Raw genomic sequence first — 16,509 nt, forward strand, 5'->3', positions numbered from 1 at the left:
GGCTTGCATTATAGAGAACAAGCGCATTTAAATATAGAGCATAATGAGAATAATTTTTATTGTTTGATTTTTTCAAAAACACACTTTTAGTATTGTGAGAAAATATTTTTCCCTGTACTATATTTAATAATTATTATCATTTTCTTTATTATGGAGTAAACATGACCAATTTTAGATTAAATCTGCTTACGTATTCCGTTATGCTTGGGCTAACGGCAAGTATTGCTTATGCTAATGAGCCAACCAACCAACCAACCAACCAACCAACCAACCAACCAACCAACCAACCAACCAACCAACCAACCAACCAACCAACCAACCAACCAACCAACCAAAATAGTAATGTTTCTGAACAACTAGAACAAATTAATGTTTCAGATTCATCAGAAAATATTAATATCAAAGAGAAAAAAGTCGGGGAAACCCAAATTTCAGCCAAAAAATTAGCGAAACAGCAGGCGTCTGATTCTCGTGATCTCGTTCGCTATGAAACAGGTATTAGCGTTGTTGAAACGGGAAGAACTGGAGCAAGTGGTTATGCAGTTCGAGGGGTTGATGAAAACCGTGTGGGTATTATGGTTGATGGACTTCGTCAAGCTGAAACCTTAAGCTCTCAAGGATTTAAGGAGTTATTTGAGGGTTATGGAAATTTTAATAATACACGTAATAGTGTAGAAATTGAAAATGTAAAACAGGCAACAATTACAAAAGGTTCTGATTCGATTAAGGCTGGTAGTGGTGCTTTAGGTGGCTCAGTGATGTTTGAAACAAAAGATGCTCGGGATTATTTATTGGATAAAAATTATTATTTTTCCTTTAAACGTGGCTATCAAACAATGAATAATCAAAACCTTAATGCACTTACCTTCGCAGGACGTTATAAAAAATTTGATATTTTAGTCGTTGATACAAAACGTGATGGACATGAAATAGAAAACTACGATTATAAAATTTATCCCAATAAAAAGGCTGATTTAAGTGCGGTTGGTCCTACACGTGAAAAAGCCGATCCTTATCAAATTACCCGACAAAGTACTTTAATAAAATTGGGCTTTCAGCCTAATGAAAACCATCGCTTGAGTGTGGCATTAGATGATTCTACTTTAGATACAAAGGGAATGGATTTGTCTTACTCTCTTAGATCATATACTCAAGCTAAAAGTGAAACATACGGTGAGCGTATTATTCACGATCAATCCAAACGAAAAAATATTCAATTTAGTTATGAAAATTTCACCCAAACGCCTTTTTGGGATCATTTTAAACTGAGTTATTCCTCACAAAATATTACTAATAAAGCTCGTTCTGATGAATATTGTCATCAATCCACTTGTAATGGTGTAAGTAATCCACAAGGGTTAAAGTTAGTGGAAAAGGATGGTGTTTATAGCATTGTGGATAAAAATGGGGATGAATTTAAAAGCGTAGAAGATGGCTGGTATTCTCGTAAATTTAAGAATAGTAAGGATGAAGATGTTGATAGCGATATTGATTCCACTACAGGCTCACTTGATTCGGTCTTAATTAATTGCGAAAAATTAAGTTGTGAAGGTAAAAAATTTCGGATTTTTGTTGAAACGGATGAAAACTACAATGACAAATACGCTTATGAGAATAAACCAATAGAAGTTAAAACATTACCTAATGGAAAAAAATATGGCGAAATCCCACTAAAAAAGGGAGAGGCAATGTGGGAGGGTGGACCTCTAAGAGAAGAATCCGCACATTTTTTATTTCCAAAAAGTTATGGCTATAGTACAGACTCCGTCAATGATCGTGATTTAAACACTAACACCCAACAGATTAAACTTGATTTAGACAAAGAATTTAACCTTTGGCATACCCAACACCAACTAAAATATGGTGGTCTTTATGAAAAAACACTAAAAAGTATGGTAAATCATCAATACAACACCGCAGCCAATGTGCAATGGTGGGCTGACTACTTTTTCTGCGCTAGAGCAGAGAATGGAAATCTTGGCGAGGCGAAAAAACCACAACCTAATATCAGCGTAGCTGGTTGTGCTAATGGAACTCAACTTCATGCCGACAAGGGTAAAGATACCTATTTAATCCCTGTTACGACTAAAAATAATGTGTTGTATTTTGGAGATAATGTGCAACTTACCTCTTGGCTAGGGCTAGATTTAAATTATCGCTATGACCATGTGAAATATTTGCCTGGTTATGATGAAAAAACTCCCGTTCCAGGTGGCTTAATTGCAGGAATATTTGTACCTTTTGATGAAAAAGATGTCGTTTATGGCACGTATGTTCCTGTAGGATATAACGATTGTCGCTATAACACTGTTTGTTATACAAATAATATGAAAAAAAATCTTGCACTGCTATTACGCAAAACAACCTATAAACATCATTCTTATAATATTGGTTTGAATCTAGATCCCACTGATTGGCTTCGCGTGCAGCTTAAATATGCTAATGCTTTCCGTGCGCCAACCTCTGATGAAATTTATATGACATTCAAGCATCCAGATTTTTCCATAGCTCCAAATACCAATTTAAAAGCAGAAACATCAAAAACGAAAGAAGTTGCATTTACCTTTTATAAGGAAAATAGTTATCTTACGTTAAGTGCGTTTCAAAGTGATTATCGTAATTTTATTGATTTGGTCTTTGAAAAAAATAAACAAATTGAGAAAGGTTCTACAATAGAATATCCGTTTTATCAAAACCAAAATCGAGATCAAGCAAGAGTCAGAGGTATCGAAATTGCTTCACGTCTTGAAATGGGGGATTTGTTTGAAAATCTACAAGGTTTCCATTTAGGTTATAAATTCACCTATCAAAAAGGAAGAATTAAAGATAACAAATTACGTTCTGGGTATGCTGAATTTTTGAAACTAAATCCGCAATATACTGCTATTGCTTCACAAGATCAGCCTATGAATGCATTGCAACCTACCACATCGGTATATAACATTGGCTATGATGCACCAAGCCAAAAATGGGGCATGGATGTGTATATCACCGATATTGCAGCTAAAAAAGAAAAAGATACATTTAATTCACAATGGACGAGCATGGTTGCCAGAAAAGAAAATATTTATGGCAATGAACACGATATACCTGCTACAAAAGTGAACGGCAAAGAGGTAAAAGACTCTAGAGGATTATGGCGCAATAAGCATTACACTGTGATAGATGCCATTGCTTATTGGAAACCAATTAAAAACCTTACATTTACAGCTGGTGTTTATAATTTAACAAATCAAAAATATCTTACTTGGGACTCTGCCCGTTCTATTCGTCATATAGGCACGATTAACCGAGTAGAAACAGCAACAGGTAAAGGCTTAAACCGCTTCTACGCCCCTGGTAGAAACTATAGAATGTCAGTTCAGTTTGAATTCTAATAATATCTAAAACCAAAAGTGCGGTAAAAAATTTACCGCACTTTTTTCTACTTATAAAAAATGCACTTTAATTACAAAGTGCATTTTTCTTATTGTTAAGCATCCATCGACATACAGAGTAAGGTTAATGGGTGAATACAGGTCACATTAGATGACATATCAATTTGCCATTTACAGGTTTGGCATTCTGATATGACGTAATCAAACCCACCTTCGTTAATATTATCGAATAGGTTTTTACCAATAGATTGTGAAACCTTATAGTTTTCGGATTTAAAACCGTAAGTCCCTGCAATACCACAGCATTGGCTAGGTAACATAATGATTTCTAAACCAGGAATTTTTTTCAACACTTCCAAAGTATAAGGTGCCCAGCCTGCTTTATCTACGTGACAAGCGGTGTGATAAGCCACTCGAAGTTTAAGTGGTTTCAAGGGTAATGTTTTACCTTCTTTGAAAAGTTGGTATAAGAATGGTGTCACCATATGAATATGCGGACGCACTTTAGCATTGTTGATGCCTAAAATATGATGGTATTCATCACGCAGATTAAGTGAACAACTTGATGCTTCACTGATCACGTCTAGTCCATTTTCATCTACCATTTTTCCAATGTAATCGGTATTGAACTGTGCGATATTACGGGCACGTTCTGGGAAACCGTTTACCATTAATGGTAAACCACAGCATTTTTCTTTTTCTAATAGCATCACCCCAATGTTCATCGCATTGAACACTTTAAGGAATTCTTTACCAAGCTGCGGATTATTATAGTTCACATAACAACCATGATAATACGCGACTTTACGCTCAAATTTTTGTTGGTCTTGTAACGCATTTTTCATATACCAGCTACGGAACGTACCAAACGCATATTTAGGTAAAGTACGTTCTTTACTGATTTTAAGCGTTTTTTCCAACATAAATTTAGTCGCTTTTAGGCTTGTGATGGTGTTTACAATCGGCGCTAATGGCGTATTGATTTTCCCCATTACATCCGTGTTACTTAAAATCGCATCACGCAATTTATTCATTAACGGTTTTTTAGACTGCGCTAAGTGGTTATTACGCGCACGCACAATTAAATCACCGATTTTCACATCTGACGGACAAGCCACTTCACAACGTTTACAGTTAGTACAATATTTAAGTGCTTCATCGTAAAGTTCAGCTGATTTCAAGCGTAAACGCTCACCATCTGGACCAGATTGTTTTGGGCCAGGGTAAAGCGGATTATTGCGTGAAACCGGACAAACAGCGGTACAAGCCGTACATTTAATACAGCTTTCAAAACTTTCGTCGATATATTTATGGCTTTCAGGTGAATTAAGGGATTGTTTTGCACTATCAATGAGTCGTTGAATATTATTATCCATATTATTCCCCCTTATTTCGCCAAGATTTCATCAGCAACCGCCAAGGCAGTTACAACTGCGACACCCGAACCACAACCAAGCTCAAGCGCATTAAACCCACCAATTACATTACCGACGGCATATAAATTCGTTAAATATTGACCGCTCTTTTGCACTTGGCATTGAGCATTAATTGCTACACCAGCAGATTGATAAGGTTGTGGATGAGCAAAACGATGAGTAGTCCAAGTGAAACGGTCTTTATCGTTAAAGCCTTCAACACCGATAATATCGGATTCAAAAACTGGCTCATAAATTTTATCAAATTCAGAAATGAGTCCTTTACTGAAGAAACTTCCTGAAGCCAGTACGAAATTATCTGCAGTAATTTCTTCATCTTCGAGCAAGCGAGTGTTGATACAACGGACTTGATTTCCTTCAAATGTTGCACTCAATGCACTATCACCGTTAATCATTAAACCACCAAGGGATTCAAATTTACGGCGTAATTGAATACGCTGGCGCATACCGAGTAATGATGGTGGCAACGTTGGTAATTCAAATAATGCGAGTTTAGTTGCATCACGAAGTGCGGTCATAAATTCTTGGTTTTCTAAACCAAAACAAGCCGGTAAAAATACGGCTTCTACGCCTTGCGCTGATTCAATAATTTCTTTAACAAGATCATTGAACGCAAGTTTGTGCTCTAGAAGTTGAGAGATATTTACACTACGGAACTCTCGGGCATTTTTGCGAAGCTCATCTAATTGTGGAATATTTAAGAAACCACTGATCACCTCACAATGCTCAAATTGTGGGTTTAACACTAAATTTGCCGCTAAAAGTTGCGGTTGAAAATCGTGATAACCTTCGATACCAAGCACCGCAATACGTTTATGCGGAAAACGTTCATTGCCTTGCACAGTTGGTACACTATTTGGTGAAAGCCACGCGCCACGTAAACTGCCTAAGCCTGTTACACGCCAATGGTTCTTTTCCGTAGAACCAATTAAATCAAGATTTAATTCATTGGCTAAACGTTCAAAATCTTGTGCTTTAGCAAGCACTTTCTCTGCGCCCAATAAACTATAAGGGTGAGCTGGTAATTCATTGCGAAGTGCGGTGATATTTTCTTTTAAATTTTCTACCGCGCGACCTTCTCCATTTGAAGTTGATGGCATACGGCTTAATAAATCTAAAGAGCCGGATGCAAAATCAATGGCTGCTTGACCGTTGTTGATAATCACGCAACGTTTGCCGCGTTGTTGAAGGGCGATGCCACAGGTTAACCCTGCTAAACCACCGCCAATAATGGCTACATCAAAATTCATTGCTATCCGTCCCTTGTTGTGCTTGTTCATCAAGCGGTTTCATATCATTTAAACCCAATACGCTACCATACATCCAAGAGGTAAATTCGGCTTCGCGAATAGCTTCCCCCCAAGCAATCGGCTCAATACCGCGCCAGCGTTCTTCCATAAAGGCAGAAAGTTGAATAGTTGATTGAGTTGGTGTTGCCACTTCAAAACGGTTCATTAAGCCAGCAGCACGACATGCACACAGTTCAGCTTGGCAAGTACCCATGCCAACACGTGTACGGCGGCGTAAATCCACAATGTTATTTACACCGAGTTCATCAATTGCATAGCGAACTTCGCCTGCCGTCACAGCCTCACATTCGCAAACCATTGAACGATCTAAACGTTCTTTTTCAAGCAAACGAGTAGCGCGTGAACCATGACGATACACAGCAGAATAACGAATAGTACTTGGTAATGAAATGACTTTTTGGTTGGTCTCTTGACGACTTTCAGTAGAACCTGGTAAAGCCTGTTCAGCAGTAACACAACGAGCCGTTTTATTGAGTTTTTTACAAACAAGGTCGGTCGCCCATTCAGCCATTAAACGATAAGTCATTAACTTACCGCCAGTGATAGTAATAAAGCCATCTAAGCCATCACGTTCTGCGTGGTCAAGTAACACAATACCACGGCTCACATTACGACCAGATGGATCATCATCACTCGCAACTAATGGACGCACCCCAGCATAAGCACGTAATACGCGAGTATGACGCAAGCTCGGTGCAAGTTTTTCACCTTCACGGAAAAGAATATCTACTTCTTCTGGTGTCACTTGCATGTTATCGATTTGATCATAAGGAACACGACTTGACGTTGTGCCAATCACACAAATTGTATCGCCTGGAACAAGAATATCCGCATCAGCTGGTTTACGGCAGCGGTTAATGACAAGTTTATTAATGCGATGGCCCATTACAAGCAATGCACCTTTCGCTGGGAACATTTTGATTTTGAGATCGGCATATTCTGCAATCCCTTGTCCCCAAATACCACCAGCATTCACAACAAGCGGTGCAAAAAATTGGCGTTCTCTACGATTTTTGTGATCGTACACATTCACGCCAATTACTTTTCCACCTTCACGAATCAAATTTTTTACTTCGCAATAAGTGAACATTTTTGCGCCGTTTTCTGTCGCATCCATCATATTAGAGGCGGTTAAACGGAATGGGTCAATCGAACCATCTGGTACAACAACAGCGCCCACTAAATCAGGATTTACAGAAGGCTCCATAATTTTAGCTAAGTCAGGATCAATGGCTTGCGCATCAATTCCAGATTTTGCACAACTTTCAAGGAAGGTTTTTTGATAGTCGAGAGAATCTTCAGGCAACGTGATAAATAAGCCTTCCGTTTCATCTACGCAATGACGCGCAATTTTGCGCAAAATGCGGTTTTCTTTAATACATTCTTCAGCAGATTCTTGGTCGTTCACGGCATAACGCGCACCACTGTGTAATAATCCGTGGTTGCGTCCTGTCGCACCCGTTGCGATGTCTCGGCGTTCCAATAAAATACAATCAATGCCACGAAGTGCACAGTCACGTGCAATACCTGCACCCGTTGCGCCACCACCGATAATTATGACATCGGTACTGAGTGGCGAAAAATCTCCAACATCTTTGTATATGCTAGGTGATAATCCCATGTTTACCCCCAATTCCCAAAATTTAACAAAAAAGTAATATAAAAATCACAGGCATTGTAGAGAAGTGCGGCCAAATTAACAACATTTTGAGCGCAAAAGAAAACAATTTTGTGATACCGATCACAATAATTTTCGGATTCGCTCAAATGGTGTAAAAATTTTGTGAAACACTTCACATTTTTTACTTTTTTTACTTCCTTATTTTTTATTTTCTTTTATTATGCGCCTATCCCTTACTGTCTAATAAAGGGTGAATAAAACTTACACATAATTAAAAGTTGGAGAAAAAATTATGTTTGGACCATTCAAACCCGCTCCGCATATTGCGGAACTTCCGGCGGAAAAAATTGATTCCACGTATAAACGCTTACGTTGGCAAGTATTCGCAGGGATCTTCTTTGGTTATGCCGCATACTATTTCGTGCGTGCAAACTTTGACTTAGCACAACCTGGTTTAATTCAAGCTGGTCTTTATACAAAAGCTGAGCTTGGTGTAATCGGTTCTGCAGCTGGCCTTGCTTACGGTTTATCAAAATTCGTCATGGCTGGTATGTCTGACCGTTCTAACCCACGTGTATTCCTACCATTTGGTTTGTTATTATCTGGTTTATGCATGACCTTAATGGGTCTATTCCCATGGGCAACCTCAGGCATCGCTATCATGTGGGCGATGATCTTCTTAAATGGTTGGTTCCAAGGTATGGGATGGCCTCCATGTGGTCGTACTATGGTACACTGGTGGTCCAAATCTGAACGCGGTACTATCGTGTCAATTTGGAATACTGCGCACAATATCGGTGGTATGATGCCTGGTGCAATGGTGTTACTAGCTAGTGCAATTTTCTTCAGCACCCACGGTATTGAAGCGCAAGCAAAAGACATCTGGCAACAATCTTTATACTACCCTGGTATTGCAGCAATGATCTGTGCAATTCCTGTGTACTTCGTCATGCGTGATACTCCACAATCTTGTGGTTTACCATCAATCGAAAAATGGCGTAATGATTACCCAGATGACTATAACGAAAAAACTTACGAAAACGATTTAACTGCAAAAGAAATCTTCGTCACTTATGTATTAAAAAACAAATTGTTATGGTACATCGCGATTGCTAACGTATTCGTATATTTAATCCGCTACGGCGTATTAAAATGGTCTCCGGTTTACTTAAGCGAAGTAAAACACTTCAACATCAAAGGTACCGCATGGGCATACACAATCTATGAATTAGCAGCGGTTCCAGGTACATTATTATGTGGTTGGGTATCAGATAAAGTATTCAAAGGTAAACGTGGTTTAACAGGTTTCATCTTCATGATCTTAACCACTGCAGCGGTTGTTGCATACTGGATGAACCCAGCTACACCAAAAGCTGAATTAGCAAACTATAGCGCATGGTATCAAAACCCATACCAATTAACTGACTTCATTTTAATGACTTTAATCGGTTTCTTAATCTACGGTCCTGTAATGTTAATCGGTTTACATGCTCTTGAGTTAGCACCGAAAAAAGCAGCAGGTACTGCAGCAGGTTTCACTGGTTTATTCGGTTACTTAGGCGGTACAGTTTCTGCATCTGCAGTTATCGGTTGGGCTGCTCAACATTACGGATGGGACGGTGGTTTCTACGTAATGATCGGCGGTGGCGTATTAGCAGTGTTATTACTCTTAATCGTAATGGTTGAAGAAGGTAAACACAAAGCGAAATTAGGCGATACTTACGGTACTAAATAATTAGCTTAAAAAAGGCGGCGGGCAAATGCTTAGTCGCCTTTTTTGTAACTAAAATTAATTTTATTTCTGATATAGCGCATCTTGATTCCTTTCCCACAAAATAAATCATATATTTAAGGAGACAATAATTATGAAATTATCATCGATTACTATTGGATTAGGTTGCACACTTTTTGCGATATCTGTGTCGGCAAATCAAACTTGCGAAGCGCCTTATCATTCAGCTTTACCTAAATATACTTATAAATTGGATAAAGTATTAGAAGTAAATGGCCGTCAAGGTATTACAACTGATGGAAAGCATCTTTATATATCCGGAAGCAAAACCCTCGCTAAATATGATATGAATGGAAAACTGATTAAAGAAAATAAGGATCCTTTTGTGGGCTATCAAAAAGAAGCTAACCACATTGGTGACATTGATATCTACAACAATGAACTTTATGTTTCCTCCGAATGGTTTGATGCTGGAGTAGGGAAAAATATTCAAATTGCGATTCATGATCCCGAAACCCTCGCATTAAAAAGATCTGTTGATTTTAATCCTGAGTCAGGTCAAGTCGAAGTTTCCGGCATCACCGTAGATACAGTTCACAATTCAGTTTGGATGGCTTCTTGGGTTGGTGAGGAAAGTGGCCGTTATTTATATGAATATGATCTTTCAACAGGTAAATATAAACGAAAAGTGCATTTACAACCTGTTCCACAATGGATTCAAGGGGTTTATGCCTACAACGGTGATCTCTATGTCACCGCTGATGACGGTACGGCAGATGAAAAAGAACCTGATCATATTTATCGTGTAGAAATCTCAGATAAAAATAATGAAGCTCGAGTTGTTTTAGAAAAAACCTTAGATGATATTCGAGATGTCGGCGAAATCGAAGGCTTGAATATTAATCCGAAAACAAAACAACTACTTGTCCATGCAAACCGAGGCAAACAAATTGTGTTAGGGATGCCAAAAGGATTTTATCCAGGTTATGACCGTGAAATTAGCGAAATCTATTTTTACGACATGAAACCAAGATGTAATAAGTAAATCAAGGAGAAAATACCTATGAAACTTAAAACTTTAGCGCTTTCTTTATTAGCAGCTGGCGTACTTGCAGGTTGTAGCAGCCATTCATCAAGCATGGCAAACACCCAAATGAAATCAGACAAAATCATTATTGCTCACCGTGGTGCTAGCGGTTATTTACCAGAGCATACTTTAGAATCTAAAGCACTTGCGTTTGCACAACACGCAGATTATTTAGAGCAAGATTTAGCAATGACTAAAGATGGTCGTTTAGTGGTTATTCACGATCACTTTTTAGATGGTTTGACTGATGTAGCGAAAAAATTCCCACATCGTCACCGTAAAGATGGTCGTTACTATGTCATCGACTTTACCTTAAAAGAAATTCAAAGTTTAGAAATGACAGAAAACTTTGAAACCAAAGATGGCAAACAAGCACAAGTTTATCCTGGTCGTTTCCCACTTTGGAAATCACACTTCAGAATTCACACCTTTGAAGATGAAATTGAGTTTATCCAAGGCTTAGAAAAATCGACTGGCAAAAAAGTAGGGATTTATCCAGAAATCAAGGCACCTTGGTTCCACCATCAAAATGGCAAAGATATTGCAGCTGAAACACTCAAAGTGTTGAAAAAATATGGCTATGATAAGAAAACCGATATGGTTTACTTACAAACTTTCGACTTTAATGAATTAAAACGTATCAAAACTGAATTACTTCCAAAAATGGGCATGGATTTGAAATTAGTTCAATTAGTGGCTTATACAGATTGGAAAGAAACGCAAGAAAAAGATGCGAAAGGTAAATGGGTAAACTACGATTACGATTGGATGTTTAAACCAGGTGCAATGGCAGAAGTAGTGAAATACGCTGATGGTGTTGGTCCAGGTTGGTATATGTTAGTAGATAAAGAACAATCTAAACCAGGTAACATTGTATACACACCATTAGTGAAAGAACTCGCACAATATAAAGTGGAATTACACCCATACACCGTGCGTAAAGATGCTTTACCTGAATTCTTCACTGACGTAAATCAAATGTACGATGCGTTATTGAATAAATCAGGTGCAACAGGCGTATTTACTGATTTCCCAGATACTGGCGTGGAATTCTTAAAAGGGAAAAAATAATATCCCTCACAACCGTGGGTAAACATACCCACGGTTAAATAGGTTTCTATATCGTAGAAGCCAAAATTCTACTCTAACAGAGTAACATCATAATCAATCTAGGTGTTCTAACCTAGAATTCAAATAAGGAGGCTATTTCAAAACACTCCGTATTCTTTTCTAATAAATTCTTCTTCCCTTTTATTCAGGGAAAACACCCTTCATTTCAACCGCACTTCTAAGGAGTGATCTATGGATAAATCATTAAAAGCGAACTGTATTGGCGAGTTTTTAGGTACAGCCTTATTGATTTTCTTTGGTGTGGGCTGCGTTGCAGCACTAAAAGTAGCAGGCGCTAGTTTTGGCTTGTGGGAAATCAGCATTATGTGGGGGATGGGCGTTGCACTTGCAGTATATGCAACAGCGGGTTTATCTGGCGCACATTTAAACCCAGCAGTAACCATTGCCCTTTGGAAATTTGCTTGCTTTGATGGCAAAAAAGTAATTCCTTACATCATTTCACAAATGCTCGGCGCATTCTTTGCTGCAGCATTAGTTTATGCCTTATACCACAATGTTTTTATCGATTATGAAACTTCTCATAACATTGTTCGTGGTACACAAGAAAGTTTAAGCCTTGCGGGTATATTCTCCACTTATCCTCATCCAAGTTTAAGCATTGGTGGCGCCTTTGCTGTGGAATTTGTGATTACTGCAATTCTTATGGCATTAATTATGGCATTAACTGACGATGGAAACGGTGTACCTCGTGGTCCACTTGCGCCATTATTAATTGGTGTATTAATCGCAGTTCTCGGCGGTGCTATGGGCCCATTAACTGGTTTTGCCATGAATCCAGCACGTGACTTCGGACCAAAATTCTTTGCTTATCTCGCTGGCTGGGGCAAACTCGCTTTAACTGGCGGACGCGAAATCCCTTATTTTATCGTTCCAATGGTTGCACCTGTTTTAGGCGCATTAGCTGGTGCATGGTTATACAAAAAAGCAATTGGCGGCAATTTACCTTGTAATTGCAGCTGCGAATAATTATTTGAAGGAGTAATACTATGACAGACAAAAAATACATCATTGCATTAGACCAAGGCACAACAAGCTCTCGCGCAGTATTATTAGATCATAATGCGAATGTGGTTGAAATTGCACAACGTGAATTTACCCAAATCTACCCTCGAGCTGGTTGGGTAGAACATAACCCAATGGAAATTTGGGCAACTCAAAGTTCAACCTTAAACGAAGTCGTTGCCAAAGCGGGCATTACATCTGATGAAATCGCCGCTATCGGTATCACCAACCAGCGTGAAACCACCATCGTATGGGAAAAAGCAACCGGTACACCCGTTTACAACGCTATCGTTTGGCAATGTCGCCGTACAGCAGACATTACCGATAAATTAAAAGCCGATGGTCATGAAGAATACATTCGTAATACCACTGGCTTAGTGGTTGACCCTTACTTCTCTGGTACAAAAGTAAAATGGATTTTGGATAACGTTGAAGGTGCTCGAGAAAAAGCAGAACGAGGCGAATTATTATTTGGTACTGTTGATACTTGGCTTGTATGGAAACTGACTCAAGGCCGAGTACACGTAACCGATTACACTAATGCATCTCGTACCATGTTATTCAATATTCATACCAAACAATGGGACGACAAGATGCTTGAAATCTTGAATATTCCACGTTCAATGTTACCTGAAGTGCGTAATTCTTCTGAAATTTACGGCCAAACCAATATCGGTGGTAAAGGTGGTGTTCGTATTCCTGTTGCAGGGATTGCCGGTGACCAACAAGCTGCTCTTTACGGACATCTTTGCGTACATGCAGGCCAAGCCAAAAACACTTATGGTACAGGCTGCTTTATGTTGCTTCACACAGGTAACAAAGCTATTACATCCAAAAATGGACTACTCACAACCATTGCTTGTAATACAAAAGGCGAACCAGAATATGCCTTAGAAGGTTCTGTATTTATTGCAGGTGCATCAATCCAATGGCTCCGAGATGAACTCAAAATTGTTCACGATAGTTTTGACTCTGAATACTTCGCACAAAAAGTGACTGATAGTAATGGCGTATATGTTGTTCCTGCTTTCACAGGCTTAGGTGCACCATATTGGGATCCATATGCGCGCGGTGCAATTTTTGGTCTTTCTCGCGGTGCAAACCGTAATCATATTGTTCGTGCAACCTTAGAATCTATTGCTTACCAAACCCGTGATGTCTTAGAGGCTATGCAATCAGATTCAGGTGAACGCTTACAATATCTCCGTGTAGATGGTGGCGCAACCAACAATAACTTCTTAATGCAATTCCAAGCTGATATTTTAGATGTAAATGTTGAGCGCCCAGTTGTGAAAGAAGTGACCGCTCTAGGTGCCGCTTATCTTGCTGGTTTAGCAACAGGCTTTTGGAAAGATTTAGACGAGCTTCGCGATAAAGCCCGTGTAGAACGCACATTCAGTCCAGACAACGACAATGAAAAACGCGAACGTCGCTACAAAGGCTGGAAAAAAGCAGTTAAACGCTCATTAGAATGGGCAAAAGAAGATGAAGAATAATTTATAATTCTCATACAAAGAGCGGTCAAAACTTCTTTTATTTTGACCGCTCTTTTATTCTGTATCTGTATAAAAATTATTTTCTAGAGAGAGGTGGAACAAAGGTTAAACCTAAATCCCAAGGTTGCTCAATCCAAGTATTTTGTGGAATATCAATCACGTAATCATCCACTAATTCCGCGCCTGCAGGTTTTGCAAATACAGTGACAAATTTTGCATTAGGGTACATTTGACGAATCGCACGCGCAGTATTACCCGTATCAACTAAATCATCTACCACGATAAATCCTTCGCCGCCATTTGGCACTTGAGCGGAATGAAGAACTTGTAATTCACCTTGATTGTTATGATCGTGATAACTTGCGATACAAACAGTCTCAATATGGCGAAGGCCTAACTCACGAGCCAAAACAGCTGCTGGAAATAAACCACCACGGCTCACCGCAATAATACCTTTCCATTGAGAAGCTGGAAGTAAACGTTCAGATAATTTGCGGGCATGCATTTGGAACATATCCCAAGTCACCACATATTTTTCGCTCATAATTGCACCTTAGAAATTTATCGATAAATAAAAATTGCGTAAGGATAACCCGAAATGGCGTTTTATGCTATTATTTCATGAAATTTTTCAGTAAAAAGGAGTGACTATGTCTGAAATTACAACACTTAAACCAGCATTACTGTGGAAATGGTTCGATCAAATCTGTGCAATCCCTCACCCTTCTCATCATGAAGATGCGTTAGCTAACTTTATTGTAAATTGGGCGAAAGAAAAGCATTTTTTTGTTGAACGCGATGAAGTGGGGAATGTCCTCATTCGTAAACCCGCTACGAAAGGAATGGAAAATCACACGCCTGTTGTTCTACAAGCCCATCTAGATATGGTGCCTCAGGCTAATGAAGGCAACCCACATGATTTTACCAAAGATCCTATTCAACCTTATATTGACGGGGAATGGGTAAAAGCACGAGGTACAACATTAGGATCTGACAATGGTATCGGTTTAGCCTCTACGTTAGCGGTGCTAGAAAGCAATGATTTAGCTCATCCACCTCTTGAAGTGCTTTTAACAATGACAGAAGAAACGGGGATGGATGGCGCAAAAGGCTTACGTCATAACTGGTTACAATCTGAAATTTTAATCAATACAGATACCGAAGAAATTGGCGAAATTTACATTGGTTGTGCGGGCGGCATTAACGCAAACTTTGAAATTCCAGTTCAACATGAAACCAATACGTTTGAGCACAGCGCACAAATCACCCTTAAAGGTTTACGTGGCGGCCACTCTGGTGGTGATATCCATACAGGGCGCGCAAATGCAATTAAAGTCTTAGCACGAGTATTAGCAAAACTCTCTCAAAATGAACCGCACTTTACTCTCTCTGAAATTCGTGGTGGCTCAATTCGTAATGCAATTCCTCGAGAAGCTGTGGCTGTGTTAGCCTTTAATGGTGATGTAAAAGCCATAGAAAGTGCGGTAGAAAATCTCGCGGTTGTGCTTAAAGAAGAATTAGCAATTGCAGAACCTAATTTCACTCTTTTTGTAGAACCAGCAGAAAAAGCCCCTATCGTATTCACCGCACAAAGTACTCAAACGGTAATTAACGCACTCAACGTATTGCCAAACGGCGTAATCCGCAATAGTGATGTAGTTAAAAATGTTGTAGAAAGTTCATTAAGCGTTGGCGTATTGAAAACAGAAGGTAATGTTGTAAAAAGTACCATTTTAGTTCGTTCATTAATTGAAAGCGGTAAATATTACGTAACTGAAATGCTTAGCTCACTTGCAATCTTAGCAAATGCAAAAGTCGAGTTTTCTGCGCCTTATCCTGGCTGGCAACCAGTAAATGACTCTACTATCTTAGACGTTACTCGCAAACATTATGCTGAAGTGCTAGGCGAGCAACCTGTGGTGAAAGTCATTCACGCAGGATTAGAATGTGGTCTTCTAAAAGAACATTATCCACACATAGAAATGATTTCTATCGGGCCAACAATCCGAAATGCTCATTCACCAGATGAAAAAGTAGAAATTGCAACGGTGCAAACCTATTGGGATTTATTGACAAGAGTATTAGCGGACATTCCAGCAAAATAATTAGGTATTAATCCTAAAGAGCGGTCAAAATTAAAAACGGTTTTGACCGCTATTTATTTTTATAAAAATAGAAATGATAAAAATGAAATATATAGAATTGGCGGAGGGGAATGGGAGTTGAACCCACCCAAGAACGCTGGCGTCCTCAACAGGATTTGAAATCCTGCCACCTCACCGGAGATGACGCCCCTCCGTGGTTGAAATTGCGGTTA

Annotated in this window: 11 protein-coding genes and 1 tRNA gene; 7 read left to right on the top strand and 5 right to left on the bottom strand. The window is 39.0% G+C overall.

Annotation, left to right across the window (positions count from 1 at the left end):
- Positions 1-161 precede the first annotated feature (161 nt).
- Positions 162-3,377: a TonB-dependent hemoglobin/transferrin/lactoferrin family receptor gene (locus DV434_RS06900; protein ID WP_118811562.1), complete on the top strand. Its 3,216-nt coding sequence runs from the start codon at positions 162-164 to the stop codon at positions 3,375-3,377.
- A 95-nt stretch (positions 3,378-3,472) separates the two neighbouring features.
- On the opposite strand, the gene glpC is transcribed toward DV434_RS06900, so the two are convergent.
- Genes glpC through glpA form a run of 3 tightly spaced genes read right to left on the bottom strand, consistent with a single transcriptional unit; the run spans position 3,473 to position 7,744 of the window.
- The gene (gene glpC, locus DV434_RS06905; RefSeq protein ID WP_118785573.1) at positions 3,473-4,753 is read right to left on the bottom strand and encodes an anaerobic glycerol-3-phosphate dehydrogenase subunit GlpC; all 1,281 of its coding nucleotides are present in this window, start codon (positions 4,751-4,753) and stop codon (positions 3,473-3,475) included.
- Positions 4,754-4,764: 11 nt separating this feature from the next.
- Entirely contained in the window at positions 4,765-6,063 is a 1,299-nt protein-coding gene (gene glpB, locus DV434_RS06910; RefSeq protein WP_118785574.1) for a glycerol-3-phosphate dehydrogenase subunit GlpB, read from the bottom strand.
- On the bottom strand, positions 6,053-7,744 hold the full coding sequence (gene glpA / locus DV434_RS06915; protein ID WP_118785575.1) for an anaerobic glycerol-3-phosphate dehydrogenase subunit A: 1,692 nt from the start codon (positions 7,742-7,744) through the stop codon (positions 6,053-6,055). The genes glpB and glpA overlap by 11 nt, the downstream gene beginning before the upstream one ends.
- 292 nt (positions 7,745-8,036) lie before the next feature.
- Between glpA and glpT the strand changes: the two genes are divergently transcribed.
- The 5 genes from glpT (at position 8,037) to glpK (ending at position 14,192) form a co-directional block, all read left to right on the top strand.
- Positions 8,037-9,479, top strand: coding sequence for a glycerol-3-phosphate transporter (gene glpT, locus DV434_RS06920; RefSeq protein ID WP_118785576.1), 1,443 nt, complete (start codon positions 8,037-8,039; stop codon positions 9,477-9,479).
- 130 nt (positions 9,480-9,609) lie between these two features.
- A complete protein-coding gene (locus tag DV434_RS06925) occupies positions 9,610-10,521 on the top strand; it encodes a hypothetical protein (protein WP_118785577.1) in 912 nt (303 codons plus the stop codon).
- Between the two features lie 18 nt (positions 10,522-10,539).
- Positions 10,540-11,634, top strand: a complete 1,095-nt coding sequence (glpQ, locus tag DV434_RS06930; RefSeq protein WP_005626929.1) for a glycerophosphodiester phosphodiesterase — start codon at positions 10,540-10,542, stop codon at positions 11,632-11,634.
- Positions 11,635-11,865: 231 nt separating this feature from the next.
- Positions 11,866-12,660: an MIP/aquaporin family protein gene (locus DV434_RS06935; protein ID WP_118785578.1), complete on the top strand. Its 795-nt coding sequence runs from the start codon at positions 11,866-11,868 to the stop codon at positions 12,658-12,660.
- Positions 12,661-12,680: 20 nt separating this feature from the next.
- Positions 12,681-14,192 carry a glycerol kinase GlpK gene (gene glpK, locus DV434_RS06940; protein ID WP_118785579.1) on the top strand — a complete coding sequence of 504 codons (1,512 nt, stop codon included), beginning with the start codon at positions 12,681-12,683 and terminating at the stop codon, positions 14,190-14,192.
- 76 nt (positions 14,193-14,268) lie between these two features.
- Here glpK and gpt read toward each other — a convergent pair whose 3' ends face one another.
- On the bottom strand, positions 14,269-14,736 hold the full coding sequence (gpt, locus tag DV434_RS06945; RefSeq protein WP_118785580.1) for a xanthine phosphoribosyltransferase: 468 nt from the start codon (positions 14,734-14,736) through the stop codon (positions 14,269-14,271).
- Positions 14,737-14,842: 106 nt separating this feature from the next.
- Here gpt and pepD point away from each other — a divergent pair, with 106 nt between their 5' ends.
- Entirely contained in the window at positions 14,843-16,297 is a 1,455-nt protein-coding gene (pepD, locus tag DV434_RS06950; protein WP_118785581.1) for an aminoacyl-histidine dipeptidase, read from the top strand.
- A gap of 98 nt (positions 16,298-16,395) precedes the next feature.
- Here the strand turns inward: pepD and DV434_RS06955 are convergent.
- Positions 16,396-16,490 (bottom strand) — tRNA-Sec (locus tag DV434_RS06955).
- Positions 16,491-16,509: the final 19 nt, after the last annotated feature.

This window comes from Haemophilus haemolyticus (assembly GCF_003493685.1).
GTDB classification, from domain to species: Bacteria; Pseudomonadota; Gammaproteobacteria; order Enterobacterales; family Pasteurellaceae; genus Haemophilus; species Haemophilus haemolyticus_O.